This window comes from Aequorivita viscosa (assembly GCF_900106795.1).
Taxonomy (GTDB): Bacteria; Bacteroidota; Bacteroidia; order Flavobacteriales; family Flavobacteriaceae; genus Aequorivita; species Aequorivita viscosa.
In genome coordinates, this window is record NZ_FNNS01000007.1 from 98,973 (window position 1) to 125,857 (window position 26,885).

Annotated in this window: 24 protein-coding genes and 1 pseudogene; 10 read left to right on the top strand and 15 right to left on the bottom strand. The window is 37.6% G+C overall.

Annotation, left to right across the window (positions count from 1 at the left end):
• From BLW28_RS15700 to BLW28_RS05770, 6 genes and pseudogenes are all read right to left on the bottom strand, one after another.
• On the bottom strand, positions 1 to 229 hold a 229-nt coding region (locus BLW28_RS15700; RefSeq protein WP_177165878.1), incomplete at its 3' end, for a hypothetical protein.
• Positions 226 to 1,269 (bottom strand): RHS repeat protein, encoded by a 1,044-nt coding sequence (locus tag BLW28_RS05745; protein ID WP_092842541.1) that lies wholly within the window; start codon positions 1,267 to 1,269, stop codon positions 226 to 228. The genes BLW28_RS15700 and BLW28_RS05745, both read right to left, overlap by 4 nt.
• Positions 1,270 to 1,457: 188 nt before the next feature.
• On the bottom strand, positions 1,458 to 1,829 hold the full coding sequence (locus BLW28_RS05750; protein ID WP_143036846.1) for a hypothetical protein: 372 nt from the start codon (positions 1,827 to 1,829) through the stop codon (positions 1,458 to 1,460).
• A gap of 4 nt (positions 1,830 to 1,833) precedes the next feature.
• On the bottom strand, positions 1,834 to 3,453 hold the full coding sequence (locus tag BLW28_RS05755; RefSeq protein WP_092842542.1) for an RHS repeat domain-containing protein: 1,620 nt from the start codon (positions 3,451 to 3,453) through the stop codon (positions 1,834 to 1,836).
• Between the two features lie 995 nt (positions 3,454 to 4,448).
• Positions 4,449 to 5,237: pseudogene (locus BLW28_RS05765) on the bottom strand (nucleotidyl transferase AbiEii/AbiGii toxin family protein).
• Entirely contained in the window at positions 5,234 to 6,028 is a 795-nt protein-coding gene (locus BLW28_RS05770; RefSeq protein ID WP_073219669.1) for a type IV toxin-antitoxin system AbiEi family antitoxin, read from the bottom strand. Before BLW28_RS05770 ends, BLW28_RS05765 begins: the two are co-directional and overlap by 4 nt.
• Before the next feature lie 742 nt (positions 6,029 to 6,770).
• Between BLW28_RS05770 and BLW28_RS05780 the strand changes: the two genes are divergently transcribed.
• The 3 genes from BLW28_RS05780 (at position 6,771) to BLW28_RS05790 (ending at position 8,509) form a co-directional block, all read left to right on the top strand.
• Entirely contained in the window at positions 6,771 to 7,274 is a 504-nt protein-coding gene (locus BLW28_RS05780; RefSeq protein WP_317042269.1) for a hypothetical protein, read from the top strand.
• Positions 7,275 to 7,542: 268 nt separating this feature from the next.
• Positions 7,543 to 7,953: a DUF5675 family protein gene (locus BLW28_RS05785; protein ID WP_073219527.1), complete on the top strand. Its 411-nt coding sequence runs from the start codon at positions 7,543 to 7,545 to the stop codon at positions 7,951 to 7,953.
• A 277-nt stretch (positions 7,954 to 8,230) separates the two neighbouring features.
• Positions 8,231 to 8,509 carry a hypothetical protein gene (locus BLW28_RS05790; protein WP_073219530.1) on the top strand — a complete coding sequence of 93 codons (279 nt, stop codon included), beginning with the start codon at positions 8,231 to 8,233 and terminating at the stop codon, positions 8,507 to 8,509.
• Between the two features lie 486 nt (positions 8,510 to 8,995).
• On the opposite strand, the gene BLW28_RS05795 is transcribed toward BLW28_RS05790, so the two are convergent.
• From BLW28_RS05795 to xrtF, 8 genes are all read right to left on the bottom strand, one after another.
• Positions 8,996 to 9,316, bottom strand: coding sequence for a four-helix bundle copper-binding protein (locus BLW28_RS05795; RefSeq protein ID WP_073219533.1), 321 nt, complete (start codon positions 9,314 to 9,316; stop codon positions 8,996 to 8,998).
• Between the two features lie 76 nt (positions 9,317 to 9,392).
• A complete protein-coding gene (locus BLW28_RS05800) occupies positions 9,393 to 9,758 on the bottom strand; it encodes a heavy-metal-associated domain-containing protein (RefSeq protein ID WP_073219535.1) in 366 nt (121 codons plus the stop codon).
• A 213-nt stretch (positions 9,759 to 9,971) separates the two neighbouring features.
• Positions 9,972 to 12,206, bottom strand: coding sequence for a TonB-dependent receptor (locus BLW28_RS05805; protein WP_073219538.1), 2,235 nt, complete (start codon positions 12,204 to 12,206; stop codon positions 9,972 to 9,974).
• A gap of 208 nt (positions 12,207 to 12,414) precedes the next feature.
• A complete protein-coding gene (locus tag BLW28_RS05810; protein WP_073219541.1) occupies positions 12,415 to 15,204 on the bottom strand; it encodes a heavy metal translocating P-type ATPase in 2,790 nt (929 codons plus the stop codon).
• A gap of 233 nt (positions 15,205 to 15,437) precedes the next feature.
• A complete protein-coding gene (locus BLW28_RS05815) occupies positions 15,438 to 15,854 on the bottom strand; it encodes an HYC_CC_PP family protein (protein WP_073219544.1) in 417 nt (138 codons plus the stop codon).
• A gap of 127 nt (positions 15,855 to 15,981) precedes the next feature.
• Complete coding sequence (locus BLW28_RS05820) at positions 15,982 to 16,530, bottom strand: DUF3347 domain-containing protein (protein WP_073219548.1); 549 nt, start codon at positions 16,528 to 16,530, stop codon at positions 15,982 to 15,984.
• A gap of 38 nt (positions 16,531 to 16,568) precedes the next feature.
• Positions 16,569 to 17,003, bottom strand: a complete 435-nt coding sequence (locus tag BLW28_RS05825) for an exosortase F system-associated membrane protein (RefSeq protein ID WP_073219551.1) — start codon at positions 17,001 to 17,003, stop codon at positions 16,569 to 16,571.
• A complete protein-coding gene (gene xrtF / locus BLW28_RS05830; protein ID WP_234946488.1) occupies positions 17,000 to 17,545 on the bottom strand; it encodes an exosortase family protein XrtF in 546 nt (181 codons plus the stop codon). The genes BLW28_RS05825 and xrtF overlap by 4 nt, the downstream gene beginning before the upstream one ends.
• A 103-nt stretch (positions 17,546 to 17,648) precedes the next feature.
• Here xrtF and BLW28_RS05835 point away from each other — a divergent pair, with 103 nt between their 5' ends.
• Complete coding sequence (locus BLW28_RS05835) at positions 17,649 to 18,104, top strand: GAF domain-containing protein (RefSeq protein WP_073219554.1); 456 nt, start codon at positions 17,649 to 17,651, stop codon at positions 18,102 to 18,104.
• Between the two features lie 155 nt (positions 18,105 to 18,259).
• On the opposite strand, the gene BLW28_RS05840 is transcribed toward BLW28_RS05835, so the two are convergent.
• Positions 18,260 to 19,516 carry an ABC transporter permease gene (locus BLW28_RS05840; protein WP_073219556.1) on the bottom strand — a complete coding sequence of 419 codons (1,257 nt, stop codon included), beginning with the start codon at positions 19,514 to 19,516 and terminating at the stop codon, positions 18,260 to 18,262.
• Positions 19,517 to 19,690: 174 nt separating this feature from the next.
• Between BLW28_RS05840 and purH the strand changes: the two genes are divergently transcribed.
• The 6 genes from purH (at position 19,691) to rodA (ending at position 26,884) form a co-directional block, all read left to right on the top strand.
• Positions 19,691 to 21,223 (top strand): bifunctional phosphoribosylaminoimidazolecarboxamide formyltransferase/IMP cyclohydrolase, encoded by a 1,533-nt coding sequence (purH, locus tag BLW28_RS05845; RefSeq protein ID WP_073219557.1) that lies wholly within the window; start codon positions 19,691 to 19,693, stop codon positions 21,221 to 21,223.
• A gap of 65 nt (positions 21,224 to 21,288) precedes the next feature.
• On the top strand, positions 21,289 to 22,317 hold the full coding sequence (locus tag BLW28_RS05850; RefSeq protein WP_073219559.1) for a rod shape-determining protein: 1,029 nt from the start codon (positions 21,289 to 21,291) through the stop codon (positions 22,315 to 22,317).
• 140 nt (positions 22,318 to 22,457) lie between these two features.
• The gene (gene mreC, locus BLW28_RS05855) at positions 22,458 to 23,282 is read left to right on the top strand and encodes a rod shape-determining protein MreC (protein WP_073219561.1); all 825 of its coding nucleotides are present in this window, start codon (positions 22,458 to 22,460) and stop codon (positions 23,280 to 23,282) included.
• Positions 23,272 to 23,781, top strand: coding sequence for a rod shape-determining protein MreD (locus tag BLW28_RS05860; RefSeq protein WP_073219563.1), 510 nt, complete (start codon positions 23,272 to 23,274; stop codon positions 23,779 to 23,781). The genes mreC and BLW28_RS05860 overlap by 11 nt, the downstream gene beginning before the upstream one ends.
• Entirely contained in the window at positions 23,778 to 25,640 is a 1,863-nt protein-coding gene (mrdA, locus tag BLW28_RS05865) for a penicillin-binding protein 2 (protein WP_073219566.1), read from the top strand. Before BLW28_RS05860 ends, mrdA begins: the two co-directional genes overlap by 4 nt.
• Entirely contained in the window at positions 25,640 to 26,884 is a 1,245-nt protein-coding gene (gene rodA, locus BLW28_RS05870; protein ID WP_073219569.1) for a rod shape-determining protein RodA, read from the top strand. Before mrdA ends, rodA begins: the two co-directional genes overlap by 1 nt.
• The last annotated feature ends 1 nt before the right edge of the window (position 26,885 follow it).

Sequence of the window (26,885 nt, forward strand, 5' to 3'; positions counted from 1 at the left end):
TTTGTTTTTCATCGGTCATTAAATGTTCATATTCCTCAAGATTATTAATTATTGTTGTATCCTCCATCTTCATATAATCCTCAACAACTTTAATATTTTTAAAAAAAAGTATCTTGAATTTTAAATTTTCATTACAGGATAATTTTTCATTTTTGCTCTCATGATTTTTAACCCCACAGGCAATTAGAAAAATAGATAAATTAATATAGATAAGTTTTCTTATAATCATTGTTTCATTACTTTAATTGTTCCACCCACCTGTCGAATAATGGCTTGTCGGGTAACATTTCCATTTTTTTCTAAAAAGGAATCTACACGAAAACCTTCTGTTCTAACATTCCCATTTACTTTATTTTCAGCTTGTATAGCGGTTGAATGCGAACTTATATAATTAGGATAAGTTGTTTTTCCTGCCGAATTTATTACTTCACCCCCCATACTTCCTTTGTCAATTCCTAATTTGGCCTTTTCTAATTGCTCTACAGTTTCATGTATAAACGCACCCGCACTTGATGTTGCACCTTTTCCTACAGCATCAAATTGTGCAATGTCAGCCATATCCATTGTATTGTTTTGAAAACTACCAACATCAGTATTGATATCGTTTGAAACAATATCTTGATAAACAACTGTAGGACTATTAATAACAGATTTATATGCATCAACAAAGGCTTGTTGCTCTTGAGTTAACGGACCTTCAGCTACTTGTGTAAAGCTAGCATTTCCTCCATTAATTAATGGGTCTTGTGAAACTTGATATAAACCACCTGTTGCGTTTTGCACTGTATTTTGATAAGCCGTTTTGGTTGCAGCATCTTGGAAGGTTGGACGTAATATGTCACCCCCATCACTCTTCAAAGCCCCACTTTCATTCCCAGAACCAAAACTGTAACTTTCCACTGACCCAGTATTTGTGCTCATTCCATAACTATCTGTGGCGATCGGCGCCATCCCGTCCGGATCAATAAAATAGTTGGGATTGTTGAACGCATAATTATAGGGCGAGTGCCTGCGCATCATTTCAGCCAACGGGTCAAGGTTCATCCATCTCCCCAAAGCAGGGTCATAGTTCCGTGCGCCGAAGTCATAGGTGTTGATGTCGAATTCCGTCTGCTGTTCCTTCCCGCCGAACTTGTATTTGTAACTGTCGCCCAAAAAGTTATTGACGGGGGTCAATACAATCTGCCCCCCGGCTTCCTCCGAGAATATTTGGTGGTCGCTGTTGTAGCCTTGGTGTTTTATCGCAGTTTTTGTAGTGCCGTTCGTCACTTACTTTTGGTTTTAATGCTCCTTCTCTGGAAAAAGGGAGTGGGAATAAATGTATTGAAATTTATCTTATTTTGGAAGAGAGTTTTTTCGGGGGAAATTGGGATTGATAAAAAAGAGATTAAAAGACTAGGAGGTGCAATCGGTTAGCGGAGGGCACGGGCCGGAAGTTCGCGCCAGAGAAGGGTTAGCTATTTATCAATTCTAGAATATCTCAAGGTTCTCATTTTGATACTAATCAATATTTCTTCCCTTACATTCCCATTGGAATAGCTCCTTGAATAGTTAAAATCATTAGGAATTCCCAACTCTCTAAAATCAATCTTTCTAAATTTTTGTAAATCAAGAATTTTTAACAAAGAATTGAAATCTTGTATGTTGAAAACCATATCAAACCTTGTAGAGTATTTTCCAAATCCGAATGTATCCTTTTGGTTTTTTATTTGATAGTCATAATTAAGCTCTACATTCAATAATTCTTCAATATTATTTACAAATTTCTGGTGGTTTTCTTCGCAGGAAATCACGAAAAACATTAAAAAAGAACATAACAAATATTTCATTTTTTTAATTTTTTATTTTAGCCGTACCCATGAAGTTAATAGTATAAGGTGTGCCAGAACCGTTATACATATGACCGAGCATAGTGGCAAAATCCCTTAAAACTCCTCTGACTGTTGGGGTTAACTTTATATCGAAATCATAATCATTAGGTAATACCATAATGGTGTTTTCTCCAATATAAACTACTTCAATTGTTCCATAAATTAAAGCTTGATTAGTGTTAGATATAGCATTGGATATATCAGATAGTTTAAGAAAGATTCCTGGACTTTCTTGATGTGTGAAATCAGGATTTTGAAAATCCTTTACGGAAAGGGAACTGAAATCTAATGAATTAGTATTCACATCTACAGGCATCCCACCTCCCAAGCGGTAATGCCAAACTGCATCGTCAAAGGTAAAGTTTGTTTTAAATTTATCCATTAAAACTGATTTAAAAGCCTCCTTGTACCATTTTGGACTGGGTGAAGATTTCTTTTGACTATTGCCATTTATATCTCCTACCCCATCAGCCCCCATAGCAAAACCAGTACCTGCAATATCTTTCTGCTTACTCATTGTGGGTGCCGATGTGTCGGCATTGAGCCCCGTAGATTCGGATTTGCCCTCGCCACTACCGCCTTTGTTACCATTACCCTTTAACGCCCCACTTTCATTCCCAGAACCAAAATCATAAGATTCAAAAGACCCCGTAGAAGTAACAGAATTTGTGTTTGCAAAACCTCCCGGCATCATCCCATCCGGGTCTATAAAGTAAACGGGGTTATCAAAAGCATAATTATACGGCGAATGCCTGCGCATCATCTCCGCCAATGGGTCCAAGTTCATCCAGCGCCCGAGGGCGGGGTCGTAGTTGCGGGCCCCGAAGTCGTAGGTGTTGATGTAGAACTCCGTTTGCTGTTCCTTACCTCCAAATTTATACTTGTAACTATCGGCCAACAGCGGTGTAACAGGAACAATTGTAATATAGGAGCTCATATCTCCAATGCCCACCACACTATGTTGGCCGTTGTAGCCTTTGTGCGTTAAACCATACGGATAATAATGGTTCTCTTCTAAAATTTTGGTTTCGCCAGTTTGGGGGTGCTCTGTGAACTTTAAGCGGATATTCCCAAGATGATCGGTATAATTGAAGACATAACTAAAAGTATAGGTGCTATTTCCTCCTAGACCAGCGGGAGTGGCCTTTACATAGCCTTCTGCATGCGGGAAGAAGTCCAGAATGCCGTCTGTATACTGAAACCCATCCATATATTCGGTATTGGTGCTCATACTTTGGCTGTCCATAGCGGTTTTCTTTATTTTGGTGCCGTCTGCAAGATAGGTATATTCAATTGTTTCTCCTCCTTGAAAGGTTATTTTTGTGGGAAGGTTTAAATGGTTATAGCTGATTTGAGTTATTAGCTTGTCACGATTTTTGGTAAGGTTACCGTAATTGTCATATTCAAAATCGTCTACAGTGGAGTTGGTATGCTGGTCGTTATATCCTGTAGCCTTCCCCTGGTCTATAATGGTGTTGACTATATGAACCGGATGATGCTCTGGAACGAGATCATCATAACTGGGAGGAAGAAGACTCAATTGGTTCTGGCTGTTGGTCTTCCAAACAGGGCTTGCTTTCATAGCATGAAGATACGAAATACATGCCGATTTACCATGAAAAAAGGCCGCCCTTTTTAGACAGCCTCTTTCTATTTAATACAAATATCGGGATTAATTCTTTTATTCTAAAACTTGTGAATAGCGTTTTGAGGGTGTTATAGTGTTTTATAATTCTTGATTACCTGAATATAAATCTATTTGGTTATCAAGTATTCAATATGTCTTTTAAGCATTACTTATATCCATTTTATAATGTTATTTGGCTTGTGGACATTAAGATTTTGTTTGGTTATTTAAAAGGGTTTAAACTGTGTCAAATTTTGCCCCCACTCGCCTATCCTACTACGGCTAATAAATTATGCGTGCAGGAAGCTGTCCCCACCCACCCGCCTTTGCTAAGAGCTTCGGACGGGCAGGTAACTGCCAGAAAAGGCAGCAAGCAGCTCTATAATTAAAGTATGATTACAGTATCTTTATAGCGTATTTATAGCGTATTTATAGCGTGTTTATAGCGTGTTTGTATCGTGTTTGTAGCGTATATTAAGCGTATTATATTCATATATCATATATTCAACCTTGCTTTTATATTGCGTAAAAAGAGATTTTTAGAATACGCTTTGCTATCGTAAACCAGGAACATAAATTGCCATAAAACACACTGTTTTAAAACTTACGTATATCAGAGTAGCGCAGTCGAATCCGCATAGTTCAGAGGAGCTAAAAACATATAATTCTTTCTATTTAGATTAACTACAATTTTTGCATAAACACAACAATTGTTCTTGATCCATTTTTTCCTATTTAGACTAACAACAATTTTTGCATAATCCTGAAATTCCACAACTTTTGGACTTGATCCGTTTTGATCCGCGGCGGCGGCGGAGGTAATTCGGAGTTTTAATGTAGCGTGGGTATGATGGTCTATTTAGGTTTTTGAGAGATGGAAAGGCTGGATTGGTTGTTTAATTGAGAAACTAGAGATTGTTGGTCTAGTAATAACTACCATTTTTATTTTATTATAGCTTTTCAACAATCTCATTTTTCAGCCATTCAAAGGCTGCATTTTGGTCATATTTAATTTCGGGTCGTAATAATGCTTCCATATCGCCAGTAAAATCCGGATTGTTTTCCTTTTCTTCCATATTGAGCAAAAACTCTTTTTTAGTGGGCGGTTTTCCAACGGAAACGCTCATATACTCATAGAAACAATCGATAATTGTTGGGATTTCTAACTTGTGGTTTAATCTGGAATAATCCAAATCAAACAAATCCCTTCCTGTGCTTCTTTGATACAATGCTCTTAGTTTTGTTCCCAATAATTCATTGATGTCATAGGTTCGGATAATGGTTTTACCTTCAAACCAATTACTTTTTACTTCAAATGGAAATTCAATCCAAGGCAACACGTTAAAATGTTCTTTGCAATTAATTTACAATTTTAAGCGCAGTCGAATATTCTCATATTCCGATGTAAATCGATACATCGCCTTTGCACAGTGACCACCGATTTTAGTGCTTCTTTTTTCTTCGAAAAAAGTAACCACTTCAGCGATGCGTTGCATAATTGGTTTTATAGGTCCTGGTTTAATTTGAACCAAATCGAATTCTTCTGAATAGCGTGGTGCAGGGTTTAGGTATAACTTGTGAAGTGCCGTACCACCTCTAAATGCCAGATTTTCATTTAAGAATTCATCAGAAAATATATCAACAAGAGCACGACTGATCACTAAATCTTGTTCTACCTGTGAGAACTCTCTCCAAGGTGCATTCATCTGCCATTTTGCAATATCGGGTCTTGGTATCATAAATCACTTTCCATTTTAATATTTACATCAATTTTCCATCTATTCTCAACCGCACCTGCCTTTTCATTTGACCTTGGACTCAATAAAACTGGATAGAACTTTTTATGTTTTAGATGTTCATATATGAGATTCGCTATGTCAGATTCGGGATTGATTTCGTCCAATAAAAAACCTAAACGTTGTAAAACGCTTTTTTGTGAATACCAAGACAACAAATCTTTTGCATCTTCCATTTTCATTTCTTCTGTCAACTCTTCTAAAACGGAAAGCATTCTATTTAATCCGCCTATTTTAGTTTGATGGTAAATTAAATCCACAGCTGTTAGGCAAGGACTGGATATATTGTACATTCCTGCATCTCCTTTTTTCGATACTATATTTTTGGTTGGCCAATTAGACACGGTAAAAAAATCAAGATTGATGGAATTTTTAGAGATGGATAGCAACGGTGCTTTGTCGTGAAATACGTACTCCTTTTGAATCTGCTGATGTCCAGCACCATAAGATCTTGCTGCCGAGTATAAACCTATATAGTAATTACGGTCTAAAAACTCAAATAGGCTATTCACATAAAGCTCGATGGGTAGTTTCCCAAATTTTGAATATCGTGGTGGAATGATTAAATAAAAGTGATGGCGCAAGGGAATGATGTCTCCTTTTTGTATTGCGTAAGATAATTGACTCTGTATCGAAGTTTGGGACTTATCTGCTTTAGCAATAAGAAGTTCGTCCCAGTTGAAAGCATAACTTTCAAATGATAATCGTTCTTTTATGAAGTCGGACAGGTTCAATTGTAGTAAATTTTCGAGAAATATAGTGAATATTAGTTGTTTTCTTGAAAATCTACTAAAATATTTCTGAGATTGATCCTTGATTTTAGTTGTGTTCGAGGAAAGAAACAAGCACAGAGAACAGAGAAATACCACTAGGCTGACAAAGGCAAGGTGGTCAAAAAAAGTATTTTGCTCATCGTTCTCGCAGATAGCGCTTGGAGAGCCATTTTGTTTCATGGTTTTACGCATAGTAGGCAAACCTGTTCCTCTTGGATATTTTTATTCGATTTGTGTCGATGATTTCGGTTTCATAGTGCCAGATATTTTGGTTCAAATTGTGCCACATTTTGTCTCTCCACTTGCCTACTCTTCTATGGTTGGTGAATTAGGCGTGAAGGTAATTGTCTCCTCCTAGAACTGTCCCCACTCACAACTGCCGGAAAAGGCAGTTGTGACCTCCCCGAAGGGGAGGTAGTTGGTTGATTAGTTAATTGGGGATTGGGACTCGGCACTTTGACTGCACTTCGACTCCGCTATTTACCGCAGTGAATAGGTCGAGATGACACCATAATACGGATGAACCAAAAGCTTTCGTCCTGCCTTACCTCCTCTAAAAGAATGTAAGAAATTGCAGAAATGTGCAGGATTGTATAGTAATATGCAGAAGTGTGCAAAAAGTGTCTGTTTATGTTTTTAGAACTGATTTTAAGTGGTTTGGGTCGTAGTTTTGGGTCATTGTTTAACATTAAAATTTGTTATTATGGCAAAGCAAAAAGGAATTTTGAAATTAAAAGGTACTATGGGAGATATTACCTTTTACAAGTCGGGTGATGGATATTTAGCCCGCGAGAAGGGCGGAATCGAAAAAAACCGCATTTTGACTGATCCGGCATTTAAGCGTACTCGGGAAAATGGGATGGAATTTGGCACTGCGGGTAAAGGAGGCCAACTTATTAGAAAAGCGGAGCGTATGCTGATACGCCAGGCCAGAGACCGCAGACTGACGTCTCGATTATTACAGTTGTTGATGAGTGTGATTAAAACAGACCAATTAAACGATCGAGGACGTAGAACAGTGCAAGATGGTGATATGAGCCTGTTGGAAGGTTTTGATTTTAATCTGAAAGGGAAGCTAAACACGGTGTTTTTTAATGGTTATACACCATCATTTGACCGTTCAACCGGCACTCTTGAGGTCGTGATACCTGAATTTGTGCCAATTGAGACCATTGATGCTCCCCGGGGCACACACACGTACAAATAGCAACAGGAGTTTGTGCGCTGGATTTTCCGGGAAGGAAATTTGAAGAAGACCGAGCTCTTTCTCCGATAATCCCTTGGGATCAACAACAGCAGACGGCTCTGACTCTCAGTTCGTCAATTACCGCGGGTAGTCTTCTTCCTGTGATTCAAGTGTTAGGCGTGAGTTTCTTCCAAGAAGTGAATGGAGAGATGTATTCCTTACGAATCGGATCTTTCAATGCCTTAGCCATTGTTGGCGTTGACCAGTTATAATTTAAAACACCAAAGTTATGGAACTCTATCTTCACAGAATCCACTACAGGAATGGAACGAACGGTGCTATTTTTCATAAGCAACAGTTTCTTTGCTTCAGCATTGAACTTCCTTGGCGGCTTAACTTGCCAAATTTGTCCTGTATTCCTGATGGTACATACGAGCTAGAGCTTTTTTACTCACCTAGCTTCAATCACAATCTGAGAGTAAAAGAAGTTGTTGACAGAAGCGGGATACTGACTCACCCAGCCAATGATGCTCTAAACGAATTACGTGGGTGCATTGCTCCTGTTTCACAGTTAACAGGAATAGGTAAGGGTTTAGGTTCTCGAAAGGCTCTTGACCTACTCTTAATGCGAATTGAAGGATTTAAGGAGTGGGATGAGGAAGTGACTTTGACAATCCTGTCCGACCTATCAGGCAGGTAGTAGATATAAGGTTACAAACTCCACTTACTTTAGTTTATCTCAGAGAGGTTATTCTGATTGTTTATTTACAATAAAATCACTTGTGAATGACAGGTTTGTAGTGTCAAATTCCTCAAGAATTTTGTTCAAAACTAATTTGAGAGGCAATTGTGTCTGGCAAAGTAGAGCTTGGGCAGGTGCTAGAAGATTTTTTTGCATCATTTACTTTAAACTATAAGGATAATAGGGGTTACCTAACGAGATGATTGAAAAAAGGAATTAATTTAAATTATAGATTATGGATTTATTTGAACGATTAGAACGGCCTACGCCTCATTTTTTTCGGAGGCTACGGAATATTGGACTTGGATTGACGGCAATTGGTGGAGCTATAATGGCCGGCCCTATACTACTACCACCTTTGTTAGTACAAATAGCTGGATATTTAGTAGTTGCAGGTACTGTTACTACCGTAGTAAGCCAGACGGTAATAAATGACGGTACTGACGATGACAATCCCCCACCCGAAGGTCAGATTGTGCCGGAGTCAAATCCGCTGCTGAATACTAACCGATAGTGTTTTCGTTATGAATAATTATAGGATCAGTATTTTTGGAGGGATGGTTTGCGGAATATTACCCAACTTACCAATTGAGAATATTGTGACAACCATCTGTATGGCTACATTTGGAACAGTAACGAGTTTTGCGGTAACAATCCTGTTGACACGGCTTAGAAATTGGCTGGAGAAGCAATAGCTGTTAAGGATTTGTTTTAAAGAGAAGGGCTCTTCGGTTTTTGCTGCAGAGTCCTTTTTTTTTGTGGGGAAGGGAGGGAATGGGGAATGGTTAGTTGGGGATGGGTTAATTGGTTAAATGGTTAAATGGAGATTAGTTAATTGGGGAATGGGTTTATGCAATTAGGATGAATTTACAATTAGCACTCTAAAATAGCCTTAACCAAAAAACCATCCGTCTTTCGAGGGATGGATTATACTATTATTTAAAGTAGTTATAATATGACTACTTATAAGTAATATTTAAAAGAGCCTAACTTCTTTTAATTACGCTAAATACTTCTCGCATTCCGTAACACAATTTCGACACGCAGCGGCACATTGTTTACAATGATCCATATCGTGTTTTTCGCATTCTTCGGCACAAAGTGTACATACTTTAATACAATAACGCACTAAATCATCTACATCTTCAAAACCAGTTGCTAAAATTTGACTTAACGTACTACAAACTTCCGCACAAACCCTATCTATACGAATGCAGTTGACCATCATTTTTACATCATCTTCATCGAGACACGCATCAGCACAATAATTACAGTGGTTTATACAATTGCCTAAGGCGTGAATTAGTTTTTCGTTTCTCATAATATTTGTTTTGAGATTCAAATTACAAATTTCAATTAGGCACTGATATTAAATAAATTATAAAAAATAAAAAAGTTTAGTGTCCGCCATCTCTATGGTCATCAACTACTTTCGGATCGCGATATTTACAGCAAGGATCTATTTCATTATAAACTTCGTCTTTAGCTCTAAATTTCTCTGTATCGTGGCCACTGTCGGCAATACTTTGTTGTATTGTAGCTAAATCGGTTCTTCCTTCGTTGTAAATTAATTTTAGTTCGTGAGTTTCAACGTTCCAATTAGCCGATTTCACTCCTTTAGCTTTAACAGCAGCTTTTTCAATGCGCTCTTTACACATTCCACAAACCCCATCGACCTCGATAGAAGCTTTTGCATTTTTGTTTTGGGAAAATCCTGTGATACCCATTAGCATCATTCCAATAATTACTATTGCTTTTTTCATGTTTATTATATTTATCATTAATATTAGTATTCTTTATTTTTAGCTCCTGCCAATACCCTGCGTGAAATTCTTTCGCAAAGACGCCAAGTCGCGAAGTTCTCTATTCTTTTGAACGTTTTTCCTCGTAATACCTCAAACCATCTCAGTTCATGTAAATCCTCTGCATTCTGCGCTGAATCATACACATCGGCGACGCAAGTGATTCTAAATTTATCAATTTAATCTATATCGCAAACCTGCATAATACGAACTTCCAAAAATTGGTCCGTAAACATAGGTTGTATCAAAACTTGTCCCAAAAGGGTCGTCACTCCCTACAATCGGGTTATTTTGTTTTACGTTAGTTAAATTCTCTCCACCCACATAAATTTCAAAACTCGATGAAAACACTTTTGTTACTTGTGCATTTAAAGTGGAAACGCTGGGTGAAAATTCAGAAAGGCCAATGGTATTCAAATAACTTTCGGTGGAAGCGAATCGCTGCTCTCCTAAATAATTATAAGTGGCATCAAATTTCCAATTTCCTCCTTTATTTCCGAGGTTGGTTTCATATGAAGCATTTGCAAAAAACCGATGACTTGAGGTAAGTGGATTTTGTTTTTTTCCACTTTGATAATTCGTTTCGACATCATAGAACTTATATGCCATACGTAAATCGAAACGCTCAAAGACATCATAGTTAAACTCTACTTGAAAGCTGTTTGAATAACTTTCTCCATCTAAATTATAAAAATTAATTTCATTCGGGTTTTCCCAATCCACTACAATTTGGTTTTGGAAATCGGTTCTGTAAAAATCAACCGTGATATCGGCCTTTCTTTTAAAAAGATTGAAACCTTGCATATAGGATACACCATACGTCCAAGCTATTTCTGGATCTAGGCCATAAATCTTTCCACCTTCACCTAAAATATTCAAGTTTCGTGAACTTGCAAAAAGCTTTTGATTTTCAGCAAAAATGTTCGCACTTCGTTTTCCCCTTCCTGCTGAAACCCTAAAAGCCGATTTTTCCCACGGAGTATATCGCATATGAAATCTGGGGGTTAAAAATGCTCCTAGCCTATTGTGGATATCTCCTCGAATTCCAGCACTCAAATTTACATCACCAAGGTTGTCGAAGTTGTATTCAAAAAATGCCCCGACTGAATTCTCAACGCGGTTAAAATTTTCTGTGAGTACCAGCTCTTCGTAGCTATCGTACGTGCCATCAACTCCTGTTTTAATTTTATGGCGTGAATCGCCAATAATGGAGTTGTACATTAAATTGGCGTACAAACTGTTTTGCTGAATATTATAATCTTTCAACCCAAAATAGGATTCCTGATCGTGATGGCTATACGCTACTTGCAATCCGCCTGTACGCCACGGCAAATCTGGATTTACGAAACCAAGCTTCCCAGAGATATCAAAATGCTGCGTTTTTATTTCACTTCCCCACGCATTGGTCGTTCCACGATCTGTATCGGGATTGAAATTAATTTGACCCGTCTGCTTTTCATCATTCAAATATCTAACATTAACAAAACCAACATATCCATTTTCCTGATCGGTATATTGCCAGCGGTTCATTACGTTTACTTGCTTCATCAAAGGCGCATCCAAAAATGAATCGTTGTCCTTGTCAAATTCAGTATCGCGCATATTGCCGTGAATATAAACGCCGGTGCTCCAACGCTCGGTGACCTTAGTATTCAAATGTGTATTCAGCTCGAAACGCCCATTTCCTGAACCATAAGCATTCACAAAAAGCCGATCATCTGTAAGTGGTTTCTGAAGTTCGGCATTAATTTGTCCCGCAATACTTTCATAGCCGTTTACTACACTTCCAGAACCCTTGGTAATCTGAATGCTTTCTACCCAAGTTCCCGGAATAAAACTCAAACCATACGCTTGAGAAGCTCCTCGAATACTCGGAACATTTTCAGTAGTTATCATTATATAAGGACTAGTAAGCCCTAGCATTTTTATTTGCTTGGTTCCCGAAATAGCATCAGCAAAATTTACATCTATGGATGGGTTGGTTTCAAAACTCTCAGCCAAGTTGCAACAAGCCGCTTTTAGTAGCTCTGCACTACTCACGTTTATAACATTTTGTGATTGCAGATAGGACCGTGAACTAGCCTTTTGCCGCGACGAAATTGTAACCTCATCCAAATCGGCTGTGGATTTTAAAGAATGGGTTATTTTTTTAGCAGAATTCACCGTAATTGTATCCGTTTTATACCCGATAAAACTAATGACCATTTTTTTGTATTCTGGTTTATAGGGAATCTCGAAATTTCCTTCAAAATCTGTAACCGAACCTACTGAAGTATTCAACCAATAGACGTTTGCACCACCTAAGGGAACTTCCTTTGTATTAACTGTTTCAGTTATAGTACCCGAAATTTTCTGTTGTGAAAAAACGCATAACGGGAAAAGGAGGATTATTAATAGTATTTTTCTCATATTTTACTTTGTTGACGTAGGATAATAGGACTTAAGACATAGGACTAAAAAAGCGTAATAATGCTTTACGAACATCATTTTAAGTCAAATATTTATTGTTGTTTTTTATTTAATAATTGTCTCGTCGAGCGCAGTCGAGACGTTTTTGATAAATCTATCGACTTTAGTTCATCCTGAGCGAAAGCCTAAGGACTCAAGATGACCCTAGTTAATCAATTTTTGCGCCTCTCAATCGAAGTGCGTTTGCAATTACTGATACAGAGCTGAAACTCATCGCCAAAGCTGCAATCATCGGGGACAGTAGCAATCCGAAGAATGGGAATAACACTCCTGCGGCAACTGGCACTCCAAGGGTGTTGTATATCATTGCAAAAAACAAGTTTTGTTTGATATTGCTCATCACTTTTTTACTTAAATGAAACGCTTTTACAATTCCGTGTAAATCTCCCTTTACTAATGTGATGCCTGCGCTTTCAATCGCCACATCGGTTCCCGTGCCCATTGCAATACCAACATCGCTTTGAGCAAGGGCTGGAGCATCGTTGATTCCATCACCCGCCATTGCAATTTTTTTGCCTTCAGCTTGAAGTTTTTCAACCATAGCTAATTTATCTTGCGGTAATACTTCGGCTTTAAAGTTGGTGAGATTCAATTCTGAAGCAACGGCTTTTGCGGTGTCGTGATTGTCGCCTGTAAGCATTATCACTTCTATCCCTTGTTCTTGAAGCTCGGCCAAAGCTTTCTTACTGCTTGCTTTTATCTTGTCTGAAATTACTACAAAGCCAATAACTTTTCCGTCAATTGCGAGCATTGGAACTGTTTTGCCTTTTTTCTGTTCCTCAGAAACCTCCTTTTTTATTTCTTCTGAAAGGGAAGCGTTTGCTTCGTCCATCATTTTTTGATTTCCTAATGCGACTTTCTTTCCATTAACTTCTCCCGTAACTCCTTTTCCTGTAACTGAATTGAAATTGGATGCTTTTAAGAATTCGGTGTTTTTCTCTTTCGCATATTTCACCGTAGCATCGGCAAGTGGATGTTCGCTTAAATTATTCAAGGAAGCGATGTATTGAAGCACTTCTTCTTCTGAAACATCTTGTGAGGCTCCTATTTTTTCAACTGAAGGTTTTCCTTCCGTAATAGTTCCTGTTTTATCAATAATCAGGACGTCAATCTTATTAAGGGTTTCAAGGGATTCTGCATCTTTAATTAGCACACCGTTTCTAGCGCCCATTCCTACTCCAACCATTACAGACATTGGCGTTGCGAGACCAAGAGCACAAGGACAAGCTATGATAAGCACTGCAATAGCATTAACTAAAGCATAGACATACGAAGGTTCTGGTCCGAAAATCGCCCATACACCAAATGTGATAACGGAGGTTAAAACCACAATAGGCACAAACCATCCCGAGATTCTATCTGCAAGTTTTTGAATGGGGGCTCGGCTTCGACTGGCTTTGTTTACCATTTCAATAATTTGCGAAAGCAAGGTGTCGCTACCTATTTTTTCGGCAATCATTACAAAAGATTGCGATCCGTTGATAGTTCCTGCACTTACGCTATCGCCTTCTTCCTTGGAAACAGGCACAGGTTCGCCAGAAATCATGGATTCATCAACAGAAGTTTGTCCTTCTAAAATGCTTCCATCTACGGGGATTTTTTCTCCTGGTTTTACCCGAAGTTTGTCACCTACTTCAATTTTATCGATTGCGATTGTCTCTTCCTTTCCATCTACAATACGAACGGCTTTGTTGGGCGCTAACTTTAATAATTCTTTTACAGCAGAATTGGTCTTATTGTGGGCTCGTGCTTCTAGTACTTGTCCCATTAAAACCAAAGTCAGAATCACCGCAGCCGATTCAAAATAAACGTGAACCGTTCCCGATTCTGTTAAAAATTGTTCTGGGAAAAAGTTAGGAAACAACAAGCCAAAAAGACTGAAAATCCAAGCCACGCCTGCACCAATGCCGATTAGCGTAAACATATTGAGATTCCACGTTTTTATGGAACGATACGCGCGTTCAAAAAACATCCAAGTGGCATAAAAAACCACAGGAATTGAAAGCGCGAATTGAACCCAATTCCAATATTTCAATGACATTAAATCGTATAGCGGATTATTTGGAATCATTTCGGACATTGCAATCACGAAGATTGGAACCGTGAAGGCCACTGCAATCCAAAACTTGTTTAGAAGCGCTTTGTAAGATTTGTTTTCTTCTGACTCATCCGCTTCCATTGGGACTAGATCCATTCCACATTTTGGACAAGCTCCGGGATCATCGCTTATAACTTCTGGATGCATCGGACATGTATATTGAGTGGGACTCAATGAGGTTTTTGCTTCTTTTACCAAATCCATGCCGCATACTGGGCAATCGCCAGGTTTGTCATAGGTTTTATCGCCTTCGCAGTGCATTGGGCAATAATAGGTTCCTGGACCGCTGTTTTTAGCTTTTTCCGCTTCCTTTTTTGCTTTATGTTGCGCTTCTGCCTTCTCATCTCCAAGCTTTGAGATAGTGTAGCTGCCGCCATCGTCTGCAAGGGCTTTTTGTAAGGTTTGAAGGGAAGTATTATTATCCATTTCAACAACAGCTTCTTCTTTCTCAAGATTTACGGTGGCCTTGGAAACTCCTTCAACCGAATTTAAAAGCTCTTCAACATGGGTACGACAACCATTGCAGGTCATTCCGTGTATTTTATACGTAATTCCTGCCCTTCGGGTTGGCTCAGTATAAACTTCGGCAGGAGTCTCCGCACCAGTTTCTTCAGTTGCTTTAACATCCTCAGTTAAAGAAATACTATATCGTCCTCCATCATCTTTTAATGCTTGTTGAAAAACATTTAAAGGAATATGGTTTTCCATTTCGATAACTGCTTCTGCATTTTCTAAATCTACCGATGCTTTTGAAACTCCATTTACTAAATTCAAAATCTTCTCGACATGGCCACGACAGCCATTGCAAGTCATTCCGCGTATTTTATATGTGTGTGTCATTTTTAAACATTTTTGGTTAGACAAACTTTCAAACAAAAAGATGATTCGCCTAAAATTGTCTCTTAGCGAAAATTAAATACCAAACCACATCAACGATATTCCCGTGATGGAATTTTCGACCTCAGCCTTTTGTTTTAAAAAGATATGCATAATTAATAATTTGATTAAAACGATGTAAAACCCCTAAGAAAAAAGGAGTTATAATCATGAGATTTCCGCCTGCGCGGATATAATCAAATCAGGAAAGTATCGTACAGAATATTTAAATCCCGTTCGATAGGTGGCGGGTTATAATCCGCGAAGAAAGTTTTTTGTGAAGTGCTTATTTCAAAATTTTGTACAACAAAAACTGAAATAAAGGCATTGATGAAAGGCTTTTCAAAGTCGATATTGAATGAGGCTTTCGCAAAGTTTTCATCTGTTTGAATTTGGGTAAATTCGTTTTGGCAACAATGATCTTCTTCCATCAGTAACAATTCATCATCACACGAAGAAGCAGCGGCATCATCCATTCCACAGGAAAGATGTTTTTCGCCAAGGGTAATTTGAGAAGTGATTTCCATACCGCTGCAAAAATGCTGGGCATACGCTATTCCAGAACTGCTGGCAAGCATAAGCACGGAAAGAAGTATGGAAATCGCTTTTTTCATTTAATTATAGAAACTTAAGTTTATGAGTTTAAATTTTTATAAGTTTAAGTGTGTACGGAAATTTGATAAACAGTATAATTCTGAATAAAATCGCATCAAAATTTTTATACTTATCACCGATAACCGATTACTTAATCTCAGCATCTACTCTTCCACATTTTAGCATTTTATCACCAAAATAAGGATTCAAAATATCTTTACTACTGCTTATCCAAGAAGCTCCTCTGTTATTAAAAGCCATTGGGCAGTATTGTTTGTATAACATACCAGATTCTAAAGAACCTTCAAGCATTTTCTCAATACCATCACTTAAATGCTCAAAGTTCTCACGTTGTATTTTTATGTCATCGGAACTCGCGATAATCGAAACCGCTTTTTGAACTTCTTCATCTAATTTAACTTCCTTAAGCATAGATTCTAAATCTTTAGCTGCGCTTGAGGTTGCTTGGGCATCAGTATTAACCAAGGCGGCTTCTACTTTAATATATTGATTAAAAACAGCTTCTACCTTAGAGTCTTTAAAAACAGCATCGGTTTGAGCCACTTCGTAAGTTTCTTTTGATTCTGGAGCAGTGTCTACAGTTACTACTTCAAGTTCAGCTTCTTTTGTATTGTCTTTGCAAGAAAAAAGCGAAACGCTTAATAGCGCTAAAAAAAGAATTGATAGGTTTTTCATGTGTGTAAAATTTTTAGAAAGGCAAAGATACCAAAAATTCAATTGACTTTTCGCTTCTGAAAATAAAAGGCAGGTAGCAGGATAAGTAGAAATAAGGGTTGAATTAAAAACCTTCGTATATAAAATAATACCAAGAGGTTGTCTGTTCCGTCTGATGTATAAATCATAAAACTGAAAACAGCGAAAAATAGCACAAAGAGCACAAGGTATAGTAACGCAGAAAGTTTGATTATTCCTTTATCAAAAAAAACCAACCAAAGTATTGCCAATGACGCCAAAGTATTTAGCAAGTAACGTGCTGCAATACCACCATATAGTGCCAAGTTATCCATTTCAGGAAGCGGTAATTCCTTATAATCGCTTTTAAAAAACTCAAGAAGCGGGTCATAAAACCAGCTGCCTTCAAAAGCACGAATAGCGAGCAAAAGAATGCAACAAAGAGCAATACCTACTATTCTAATTACTTGTTTCACTTAGCAGGTTTTGAGTTCAACGTTTTTACCCAAACAATCCAGAGTATAAACACCATTCCATAAATCACAGCTGGAAACACTACAGAATGAAGCTCTTCCTGATACTCAGGATATTTGTATAATGCAACTGTGAGTAGCGCAATTCGAATAATGTTTACAACATAAATTAACACTGCTCCCGCCAAAAGAAATAGGAATGTTTTCTTAAATTTTTCGGCAAACGAAATAATAAAAGAAACGAAAAGAATGATTACGCTTGCTGCGTTACACCCTTCTACAATGTTAACGGCATAATTATTTTCAATAATAATAAGTACCCCTTTGCGCACAGTATCTACTTGCAGATTTGCAACATATCCAAAAGCTTCTAAAAGCGCCGCACTTTGTCTTGCCACAAGGTTGGTAATGTAATCTGGATAAAATCCACCAGTAACCGAAACTTTTAAATAATAGGCGTAGAGGGCACTGAGTATTAAATAAGTTCCTAAGAAAATTGCTAGAAACTGTATGACCGATTTGTATTTTTTAAAGAGTTCTTTCAAAGGATTTCTTTCTATATTTTTAACAAATATACAGTAATTGTTGTATGCACAAAGTCTTAGTTTTGAAATACCTTTGAACAAACAAAATTCAAAATAACATCGTATGTCTTTCAATTCACTTAAACCCAAGATAGAGACCATTTTAGCTAATAAAAACCGAAACAATGAACAGCTACTTACAGAAGTTTGTGAACTGTTGCAATCGAACATTGAGTACTACGATTGGGTAGGATTTTATTTTGCAAACGAAGCTGAAAAAACGTTGCACCTAAAAGCTTTTGCAGGTGAAGCGACAGACCATACGGTTATTCCTTTCGGAAAAGGAATTTGCGGGCAAGTTGCCGTTTCCAATTCAAATTTTGTGGTTCCCGACGTGAAAGCACAGGACAACTATATCGCTTGCAGCATTAATGTGAAATCTGAAATAGTAATTCCTTTATTTAAGAATGGTAAAAACATTGGTCAGATAGACATAGACTCTCACGTAGCCGATCCTTTTTCTGAAGAAGACGAACGCTTTCTAGAATGGGTAAACCAAGTAGTTGCCGAAAAACTATAGTCATTTTTATTTAAAATTCTGAGCGTAATTACTTTTTAAATTCCAAAATACAAAACACAAATCCCAAAACCAATTGTTTAACCTTTGGAGTTTGGAGTTTGAGCTTTGGATATTTTTTTGTTATTTAACACTTGTGAATTGAGATTTACTCAGCTTTACATTCCCGTCCTAATAGCCTCAACAGGATCTAATTTGGAAGCCGAAATTGCGGGAAGTATTCCAGAAATAAGACCAATTATAGCCGAAATTGCCGTACCCAGGAACATATTCCAAGGCGAAAGAATAAATTGAAAGTCACCCGTAAATTGCGACACGATTATCGAAGCAATATACACCAAGACCAACCCAATTAACCCGCCAATTACAGCTAGAATAACTGCTTCAAACAAAAACTGAAAGAGGATAAATTTATTCTTGGCTCCCAATGACTTTTGAATACCAATCAAGTTGGTACGTTCTTTTACACTCACAAACATAATATTTGCAATTCCGAAGCCACCAACTAAGAGCGAAAAACCACTTATAATTAAGCCTATTACATTCATGCTTCCTGTAATTTCATCTATAAAATCTGTAAGACCTTGCATTTGATTTACAAAGAAGTTGCTAATCTGATCGGGTTTCAGGCCTCGTTTTACACGAAGTTGTTGCGTTAACATTGCTTTAAATTCGGCCTGATCAACACCTTTTTTGGGTTTGATTACTATCTGCGGGAAGGACGCCTTGTTATTATCTCCATAAATTCGCCTAACCACGTTTACAGGCAGGTACATAGAAGTATCTTTTGAGTTTCCAAAAATTCCAGCTCCTTCTTTTTCCAATACTCCAATCACCGAAAATTTTCTACCGTATATTCTAACTTTTTTCCCAATAGCATTGGCAGAACCACCAAATAGTTTGTTTGCAATTTCATGTCCTAACACCACCACCATAGAACCACTATTAGATTCGGATGCATTAAAAAATCTTCCTTCGTCGAGCTTAAGCGATTCAATATTGTAATAGCTATCGGTAACAGCACCAACCGGAACATTATCTACTTGGTTATCTTCATATTTCACTGTTTCGTTAGGAACGTTGAGCGTGAAAGTTGCGTAATCTAAATTTGGTGTATTTCGTTCTAAATATTGATACTCATCGTAGGTAACATCAGGAAACTGTTGCCATTTCCATTGTGGAATATCTGTAGGACCAAAGTTGACCCGCATTATTATTACCGTACTATTATCAAGCCCGCTAATACTACCTTCAATTTCCTTTTTTAGCGAGTCTACCGCTGCCAAGACGGCAATAATTGAGAAAATTCCAATAGTTACACCCACTAGCGAAAGAAAAGTTCGTAGCTTATTGTTTGTCAACGCATTGAGAGCGAAGTTGAAACTTTCCTTTAAAACCCTTAAATAAATTAGCATCTATTCGATTTTCCTGTTAAATCTACCAAACTTGAAGGATTTTTATCGATTAAAAAATTCCTTTTTACAAGTTGATAAAAGTATGACGTTTTATACGTGTATACGTTACAAATTTACTAATCAATTATGTACTTTTGCATCTTTCCAAAAAATGACATTCAAATAGTTTTCTAAATGAGCAATTCGAAAAAAATAACTTCGGCATTAATATCTGTTTTTAGTAAAGAAGGCCTTGCTCCTATAGTGAGAAAATTGAACGAACAAAACGTTACAATTTATTCTACTGGCGGAACAGAAAAATTTATTAACGACCTAGGAATTAAAGTAGTAGCTGTAGAGGATATTACCAATTACCCTTCAATCTTAGGTGGTCGTGTAAAAACGCTTCACCCAAAAGTTTTCGGCGGAATCTTGAATAGGCAAGATAACGAAAATGATGTTGCCGAAATGGCTCAGTATAACATCCCTCAAATTGATGCTGTAATAGTAGATTTGTATCCGTTTGAAAAAACTGTAGCATCGGGAGCTTCGGAAGCAGACATCATCGAAAAAATTGATATTGGAGGAATATCATTGATTCGTGCTGCAGCAAAAAACTTTAAAGACACCATCTGCGTTTCTTCGGTTGAAGACTATGCTGAGTTTCTTGAATTAATTTCTGAAAACGACGGATTTATTTCATTAGAAAACCGAAAACGATTTGCTGCTAAGTCATTTAACATCTCTTCAAATTACGACACAGCAATTTTCAATTATTTCAATACTGAAGAAAAGCTACCTGCTTTTAAAATAAGTGAGACCAACGGACAACAGCTTCGATATGGCGAAAACCCGCATCAAGAAGGTCATTTTTTTGGGGATTTTGACGCTGTATTCGACAAACTTCACGGAAAGGAATTGAGTTACAACAATTTATTAGACGTTGATGCCGCTGTAAATTTGATGAGCGAATTTAAAGGCCAAGCTCCTACTTTTGCCATTTTAAAACATAACAATGCTTGCGGACTGGCACAACGAGATACATTACAAGAAGCTTATTTAGCTGCATTAGCTGGAGATCCAGTTTCGGCCTTTGGTGGTGTTTTAATCAGCAATACCGAAATTGATGAAGTTACAGCAAACGAAATTCACGATCTATTTTGTGAAGTAGTAATCGCGCCATCGTTTACGCCAAAAGCTATAACCCTGCTGCAGGGCAAAAAGAATCGTATTTTACTTGTTCAAAAAGAAGTTACATTACCATCTAAATCTGTACGAACTTGCCTTAATGGTCTTTTAGTTCAAGATAAGGACCAAATAACCGACACGGAAGAAATTTTAACACACGCTACAGACAATAAGCCTAGCCCAAACGAGTTAGAAGATTTGTTGTTCGCATCTAAAATATGCAAACACACAAAAAGTAACACAATTGTTCTAGTAAAAGGAAAACAGCTATTTGCCAGTGGTACGGGTCAGACTAGTAGAGTAGATGCGTTACGACAAGCAATCGACAAAGCACAATCTTTTGATTTCGATCTAGAAGGAGCCGTTATGGCGAGCGATGCGTTTTTCCCGTTTCCAGACTGTGTTGAGATTGCAAACAAGGCAGGAATAAAGTCCGTTATCCAACCAGGTGGATCTATAAAAGACAGCCTAAGTATAGACTATTGTAACGAGAATAAAATGGCAATGGTATTTACTGGAATTCGCCATTTTAAGCATTAATTTTTGTTACATTTGTTAAAACCAAACCATAAAGCATTAACCCCCAACTCCACGAATAATAAAATATGGGATTTTTTGACTTCCTAACTGAAGAAATAGCCATTGATCTTGGTACCGCTAACACTTTAATCATCCATAACGACAAAGTTGTAGTGGATGCGCCTTCTATTGTGGCTCGAGACCGTTCATCAGGAAAAATAATTGCTGTAGGTAGAGAAGCCGCACTAATGCAAGGCAAAACCCACGAAAACATAAAAACAATACGCCCACTAAAAGATGGGGTTATTGCTGATTTTGACGCTAGCGAGAAGATGATAAACATGTTTATCAGCGATATTCCCGCTTTAAAGAAGAAATGGATAAAGCCATCACTACGAATGGTTATCTGTATTCCAAGCGGTATTACCGAAGTAGAAATGAGAGCGGTAAAAGAAAGTGCCGAGCGCGTTAACGCAAAAGAAGTTTATTTAATACACGAGCCTATGGCTGCTGCAATTGGTATTGGAGTTGACATTATGCAGCCCAAAGGAAACATGATTGTAGATATAGGTGGCGGAACCACCGAAATAGCTGTAATCGCACTTGGCGGAATTGTTTGTGATAAATCTGTGAAAATTGCAGGCGATGTTTTTACCAATGATATTGTTTACTATATGCGAACCCAACACAACCTTTATGTTGGTGAAAGAACTGCCGAAAAAATTAAAATCCAGATTGGTGCTGCTACAGAAGATCTTGAGTCGCCACCAGACGAAATGGAAGTGCAAGGAAGAGATTTACTTACTGGGAAACCAAAGCAAGTGGAAATTTCGTACCGGGAAATCGCAAAAGCACTAGATAAGTCTATTCTTCGAATTGAGGATGCGGTAATGGAAACGCTTTCACAAACCCCACCAGAACTTGCAGCCGATATTTATAATACCGGAATTTATTTAGCAGGTGGAGGTTCTATGCTTAGAGGGTTAGACAAACGACTTTCATTAAAAACCGACCTTCCTGTTTATATTGCCGAAGATCCACTTCGCGCAGTAGTACGGGGTACAGGAATCTGCCTTAAAAACTTGAGCAAATTCAAAAGTGTTTTAATAAAATAAATTCATTTTCACTTCTAGAACATTCAAGCACTAATATTCTTAATAAAATGGGCGTAATTTTCGGGATTCCCATTCAAAGCAAAAAAATGTCTTCAGGGTTGTAACTGAGACTTAAAATACCTGAATAAGCACGAACGGCGATGCAGCAGATTATTTACTTTTTCATCCGAAACAAAAATTCCATGGTGTTTGCCGTGCTGTTTATTGTCTCGATTCTGCTAACCATCCAAACTCATAATTATCACAACGATAAATTTATTAGTTCTGCAAACTATGTAACTGGAGGTATTTTTAAATTTAAAAACAGTCTTACCGATTATATTTACTTAGGAACTGCAAACGAAAAACTACTAGAGGAAAACCTTATTCTACGTAAGCGGTTAGAAAAATTTAGAGACATTGCACCCTTACCGGCATTAGATACGATCGCCCTGCCAAAATTTGACTATTTATCTGCTACCGTTATCAACAATAACTATTCAAAAACCAAAAATCAAATAACTTTAGATAAGGGAAGCGCCGATGAACTTGAAATAGATATGGGAGTAATTTCCAGTCACGGCCTTGTAGGAATTGTTAGTGATATTTCGAAAAACTATGCTATGGTGCAGACAATCCTAAACACCAGAAGCCGAATAAACGCCAAACTAAAAAAGTCGAATCACTTTGGCACTTTAATTTGGAACACCAAAGATCCTAATGTAGTACAGCTAATCGACATTCCGCGTATTGCGAAAATTGAAAAAGGTGATACAATTATTACGGGTGGAAGATCAACAATTTTTCCGGAAGGAATCCTAATTGGTGTGGTTCAAGACTATCATTCAGATAAAGATGACAACTACTATTATATCAATGTAAAGTTATTCAACGATATGACCAGTCTTCAACATGTTTATTTAATTAAAAACAATGAAGCTGCCGAAATATTGCAATTAGAAAAAGGCGTGGACGATGCAGACTAAAGAAATCTTAATCAATATCGCCCGTTTTGTACTGCTTGTTTTTCTACAAGTATTTCTGCTGAATAACATTAACTTAGGAGGTTATATAAACCCTTATGTGTACATACTTTTTATTCTGCTATATCCTTCAGACGGAAATACAACGCTTCTTATATTCCTGAGTTTTTTGCTTGGTTTATCTGTTGATATTTTTGAAGATTCGGGAGGAGTTCACGCTGCGGCCTGCGCTTTCGTTGCTTACATCAGGCCATTAGTTTTAAAATACTCTTTTGGGACTAGTTACGAATACAACACCATAAACCTTAAAAAATCTGGCGCAACCGAGCGTATCCTATACGTTGCATCAATCGTGTTTCTTCATCATTTTGTAATGTTTGCCCTTGAAATTTTCAGCTTTGGACACACCTTACTTTTGTTGAAGTCTACGTTATTTTCAGGTATATTCACATTTGTACTCATTCTTGGGAGCTTAATAATATTCACTAAAAAAACCACGTGAGAAAAGCTGTTCTTTACATACTTGTCTTAATAAGCGGTGTGCTTTTTACTGCTCGGCTTTTCTATTTACAAGTGTTCGACGGCGCTTCAGATTCTTTAGATAAAAACAACGCGATAAAAATTATGTACGACTACCCACAACGAGGGTATATGTTTGATCGCAACAACAAATTGTTGGTTTCTAATCAACCGTCGTATGACGTGATGGTTATTCCGAAAGACGTTAAACCACTTGACACTTTAGAATTCTGCAGGCTTTTAAAAATCACGAATGAAGAATTTAAAGAAATTCTCCGCAAAGCAAGAGTGTATTCCCCTCGATTGCCTTCTGTAGTGGTTCCGCAGTTAAACAAAGCCGATTATGCCTCCCTGTCTGAAAAAATGCATAAATACGAAGGGTTTTACATACAACGACGTTCGTTACGCGAATATCAGGTAGATCATTCTGCAAATGTCATGGGTTATATAGCCGAGGTTAATAATGCTATTATTCAGAAAAACCCGTATTACCAGATGGGGGAATTAATAGGAACGGCCGGCGTAGAAAAAGAATATGAAGATGTATTACGGGGTGAAAAAGGCGTAAAATACATTCAAAAGGATAGATTCAATCGCGATATTGGCCCCTATAAAGACGGTATTTACGACACCTTACCTACAAGAGGTAAAGATATTCAACTAACTATTGATGCCACACTTCAGAAGTACGGACAAGAGTTAATGATTAATAAACGAGGCGGCATCGTTGCTATAGAACCTGCTACAGGTGAAATCTTGGCTCTTATAACAGCTCCTAGCTACGACCCTGCTTTGTTAGTAGGGAGAGACCGTTCAAGAAACTTCACCAAATTGTGGTATGACACCATTGCGAAACCATTATATGATCGAGTGTTAATGGGTGAATATCCACCAGGATCGCCATTTAAAGCATTAACTGCTCTCATTGCTTTAGAAGAACAAGCTATAAGCGAATCTGAAATTGTAAACTGCCAAGGCGGATATCATTTTGGAAGAAGAGTTTTAAGATGTCACCATCGAGGTCCTGTTTCAATGGTTTCTAGTATCGCAAACTCTTGCAACACTTACTTCTGTACTGTTTATAAAAGTACAATGGATAAATATCCAAATCCTCAAGAAGGAATTGACCATTGGCGGGCACATTTATCCAGTTTCGGACTTGGTGATTTTCTAGGGTACGACTTGCCAAGCGGAAAGCGGGGAAATATACCAACCTCTACATATTACAATAGAATACACCAATATCCACAACACAGATGGTCTTCGTTGGCTACCATTTCAAATTCTATTGGCCAAGGAGAAGTATTGTTGACTCCTATTCAAATGGCCAATTTTACGGCAGTAATTGCCAATCGCGGGTTTTACTATACACCTCACATTATCAAAAATATTATTGGCCCCGATACCATTCCGGGTAAGTTCAAAGAAAAGCACTACAGCACCGTATCTGCTGAACATTTTGAGCCAGTTGTTGAAGGAATGCATCAAGTTTATGAACGTGGTACCGCAGCATCAATTCGTATTCCAGGAATCGAAATTTGTGGAAAAACCGGAACAGCCGAAAATTATACACGAATAAATGGTAAGCGTATGCAACTAACCGACCATTCTATTTTTGTTGCATTTGCTCCTAAAGACGATCCTAAAATTGCCATAGCAGTATTTGTTGAAAACGGATATTGGGGATCTCGTTGGGCGGGCCGAATTGCCGGGCTAATGATTGAAAAATATCTTAAGGGTGAAATTACTAGAACAGATATGGAAAAATTTGTTCTAAACGGAAGTCTAGAAGCCGAATACGCCAAACCCTATAGCGGACAACCATTTACTATAAATAGATAATGGGAGCAACAAAAACACACTTACGGTTTGATTGGTTGATAATATTTATATATATCGCTCTAGTTTCTATGGGCTGGGTTAATATTTATTCAGCGTCATTAAGTGATTCTGCTCAAGGCTATTTAGATTTTACTCAAATTTATGGCAAACAAATGATGTGGATAGGCCTGAGTTTAGTCTTAATTATTTTCATTTTAGCCATAGAATCAAAATTTTATGAAAATTACGCCAGTGTTATTTACATTGCATCCTTGCTTTCGTTGGTAGGATTATTTGTTTTTGGGCGTACAATTGCTGGAACTACTGCGTGGTACGACTTTGGCGGATTTAGTATTCAACCAAGCGAATTTACTAAAGCCGCTACCGCACTTGCACTCGCAAAATACGTTAGTGATATTCAAACAAATATGGAAGAACTGAAACACCAAATTAGTGCTTTCATAATATTAGCACTGCCTGTTGTTTTAATTATTATGCAACCCGACCCAGGAAGCGTGTTGGTTTATGCCGCTTTCGTATTTCCGCTATATAGAGAAGGCTTACACGGAGTATACTTACTTTTGGGGCTATTTGCAACGGTAATATTTGTTTCAACGCTCGCTTTTGGAGTAATCTGGGCTGCTATTGCAATCGTTTTATTAGCTGGTATTTTATATTATAAGAATAGACGAAAACGACCCAAAATTTTAAAATATGTCTTTATTGTAACTGCTTGCATTGGATTCGCGTTTTCTGTAAGTTACATTTTCAACAACGTATTTAAACAACATCACCGCGACCGATTTAATATCGTTTTAGGAAAAGAAGTAGATACACGTGGCATTGGTTACAACACCAACCAAAGTGAAATTGCAATTAGCAATGGCGGATGGTTTGGCAAAGGATGGACGCAAGGAACTCAAACCAAAGGTAACTTTGTGCCCGAACAACACACAGATTATATTTTTAGTACAGTAGGTGAAGAATGGGGATTCCTTGGAAGCATGGTAGTCGTATTACTCTTTATCGGACTAATTACCCGAATTATTTATCGTTCAGAAAAACAAAAAAGTCAATTCGGCAGGGTTTACGGATATAGTGTTGCCGCTATCATATTTATTCACTTTTTTGTAAATATTGGAATGGTATTAGGCGTTTTTCCCACTGTTGGGATTCCTCTCCCCTTCTTTAGTTACGGAGGGTCAGCACTTTGGGGCTTTACCATCCTACTTTTTATATTTGTGAAATTAGATGCAGCAAATTAGT